At 49.8% G+C, this 2,867-nt stretch carries 3 protein-coding genes; 1 reads left to right on the forward strand and 2 read right to left on the reverse strand.

Features of this window, described 5'->3' with window-relative positions; translation table 11 throughout:
• Positions 1-254 precede the first annotated feature (254 nt).
• Positions 255-1,313, forward strand: a complete 1,059-nt coding sequence (gene wecA / locus Q354_RS0115965; protein WP_051560203.1) for a UDP-N-acetylglucosamine--undecaprenyl-phosphate N-acetylglucosaminephosphotransferase — start codon at positions 255-257, stop codon at positions 1,311-1,313.
• Positions 1,314-1,935: 622 nt separating this feature from the next.
• Here the strand turns inward: wecA and Q354_RS28315 are convergent.
• Complete coding sequence (locus Q354_RS28315; protein ID WP_211252273.1) at positions 1,936-2,127, reverse strand: hypothetical protein; 192 nt, start codon at positions 2,125-2,127, stop codon at positions 1,936-1,938.
• Between the two features lie 12 nt (positions 2,128-2,139).
• Positions 2,140-2,373: a transposase gene (locus Q354_RS28585; protein ID WP_211252274.1), complete on the reverse strand. Its 234-nt coding sequence runs from the start codon at positions 2,371-2,373 to the stop codon at positions 2,140-2,142.
• Positions 2,374-2,867: the final 494 nt, after the last annotated feature.

The following is a 2,867-nucleotide window of genomic DNA, read 5'->3' on the forward strand; positions in this document are numbered from 1 at the left end:
GGAAACTTACCGCCGGTATCTCGAATACCTAAACTTTGTGAACAACGTGCTTAGCATCCGCACCTAGAAAAGCTATCAAAAACATCTGTAAACTGTAGAATGATGTCCATGGACTCGAAGGCATCCCCCAGCAGAGGTAAGCTTCATAGACTTTCTGACAGTAACGCCCCTGTAGTATGTGGTATCTATTCTGTCGCAATGCTGAAAACCGGTGCCCCTATACAATCAGTAACAGATAAAACAAGACCCCTATCATGGACTGGAACTCTATTAGCCTGATCAGCTACCTCGCACCTGTATTGTTAGCAACAATTGCTACGCTTGGCGCTATAAAGACCTTGTACCCAATTGCTCCGAAATTTGGCCTTGTCGATACACCCGATCATCGTAAGCTACATAGTGGATCGATTCCCCTGACTGGAGGGATCGCCCTATTCATCGGGCTTCTCACTTCACTAGGATACGCGGGAGAGAGCGTCTTTTATCTGAGCTGCGCAACACTTATTGTTATAACCGGTGTACTGGATGATGCCCGAGACCTGTCTGTTAAGTCCAGACTGTTCATTCAGACAAGTGTTGCCTTAAGCATGTGCCTGCTGGGTGATTATGAGCTGTCTTCCCTAGGAAGCCTTATAGGCACCGGAAATATTGAACTCGGCTGGTTTGCCCCCGCTTTTACTACGATTGCAGTTATCGCCGCTATCAACGCTTTTAACATGATAGACGGTATTGATGACCTGGCGGGCAGCCTGGCGTTAAATACGTTTCTTGGAATGGCTGTTCTTTTCTGGGTCAGTGGCATGGCAAGCCCTTTACAACTTGCAATCATATTTTCAGCCGGCCTGATCCCTTATCTTTTGACAAACCTCACGATAGGGCCATTTAAAAATAAGATATTTATGGGCGATGCCGGAAGTATGCTTATTGGCTTTACGGTGATATGGCTGTTGATCGAAGGCACCCAGGGAACCCAGCAAGCCTTCAGGCCCGTTACTGCACTGTGGCTGATCGCTATTCCACTCATGGATATGGCTGCCATCATGTTCCGACGAATCAAAAAAGGCCAATCACCCTTCAAACCCGACCGCGACCACCTGCACCATATTTTCATGCGGGCAGGCTGCTCACCCCGGCAAGCCCTGGGTCTGATATCGATATTCTCGATAGTCTTGGTCGGTATAGGTATCGCTGGCGAAATATACACTGTGCCAGAACCTGTAATGCTAGTAGCATTTTTAATGATATTTTTTACGTACCAGTATGCTATCAGGCACGTTTGGCGATTTATAACAATGTTTAATAGACTAAAATAAGGTTCATCGCGATATTTTGGGGAAGAAGAGGTGGACAGACAGAAAAGAAGGTAAATTGGTAGTCGCCAAACAAACCAAGCCCTCGACTCTGCTGCCACCATGCATCCTATTCTGTTTGACTCATTCTGGCCAGGTTTTCAGCTCAGCACCTGCCAGGCTCCTGACGATCAGTCGCTGATTATTCAGTTAGAGCCTTGCCCTGAATTCACTTCTCCTTGTGGTCAATGTCACCAGCCAAGCCCTCTCATCGATGACCGGCTTCTGCCGCCCACGGGCATGCAGCTGATCATGTTTATGCAAGATCCGGTAGAAGGTGGATTCCGAGGCCAGATAGTGGCCTTGGTCCAGCTGATCCGCGACGATAAACGCCGGTGGGCGGCTGCGATACTGAGGCTGATTGCAGAGCGATATCACGGCTTCGCGCTCCTCCTCTGACAGTTTATTGTGCGGTACAGGCCTGGATACGACTGGCCGCTGATCGGCGTGGACGATTGATTCGTCGTCCAGCTTTGATAGGTACGCACACTTAGATTCAGCGAGACGCAGGCCTTAACCAGCGGGACACCGTTAAGCTGAGCTTCCTGGATCAGGTTAACGGCATGCTGGCGATCAGGGTGGCTGGTCATTCGTCCTCGTTTTTGGAGCCCCAGATCGCCTCGGCTTTTTTTGACAGGATCAACAATGCGGCGGTTTCAGTCAGTGCCTTGTCCTTTCGGCGCAGATCTGCTTCAAGCTGCTTGATCCGTTTGCGCTCGGCCTTGGTGCTTTGGCGGTGGTGCCTGGCCTGCTCATCGGCCTGGGCATTAGCCCCCATACAAGCGGCTTTTCAAGCTTCGATCTGTTCTGGGTAGACACCGTGTTTACGGCAATATTCGCTGAGCTCTGCTTCGCTCATCGGCGCAGTTTCAAGCACCATGCGAAACTTGTCTTCGCTTGTCCATTTATCTGAGGACGCGGAATTGGAAGGCAACACAACATCTCGTTTTCTGGCGGCTTTACGCCAATTGTACAAGGTTGCGCTGCTGATACCTTCCTGACGCGCCAGCTCAGCAACGGTCAAGCTGTGCGGGGGGCCTCCTTTTGGAGAATAGCGGCTTTACGTTCTTCTGAGTAATGGGGCATGGTTGTTGTCCTCTGAAATGTTCAGGTGACAACTACGCTGACACATAGGGGAGAGGCCCAGTTCATCAGCTTTGATGAGCAGCTTCTGAATGGCCCCAACGCTGATTTTAGTGCTGTCCATGATCTGCCGGATCGACAGGCTAGCCGTAACCGGAGAACATCTCGAATTTTTCGCATTGTGATCCTCTTAGCCGGCACAGCCTCTCCCTTAAATAGGTAGAGGTTACCAAGTAAGTTTAAATATCAATGCGTTAAGAAGAATTCTGGACGAACGTGAACACTGATTCCGGGATGGTGAACAGCGATTCCGAAAAATCGGTAAAAGTGTTCACGTTGGGCCGGAATATGCATTGCCCGGTGCTGAGCTAGCTGCGGATGCTAAGCACGTTGTTCACAAAGTTTAGGTATTCGAGATACCGGCGGTAAGTTTCC

The sequence above is a fragment of the Marinobacterium jannaschii DSM 6295 genome, assembly GCF_000620085.1.
Classification (GTDB): Bacteria; Pseudomonadota; Gammaproteobacteria; order Pseudomonadales; family Balneatricaceae; genus Pontibacterium; species Pontibacterium jannaschii.

Bases quoted from the DNA above. Each gene is read 5' to 3' on its own strand.
- Q354_RS28315 (WP_211252273.1), bottom strand. From the start codon at position 2,127: ATGGGGGCTAATGCCCAGGCCGATGAGCAGGCCAGGCACCACCGCCAA.
- wecA (WP_051560203.1), top strand. From the start codon at position 255: ATGGACTGGAACTCTATTAGCCTGATCAGCTACCTCGCACCTGTATTG.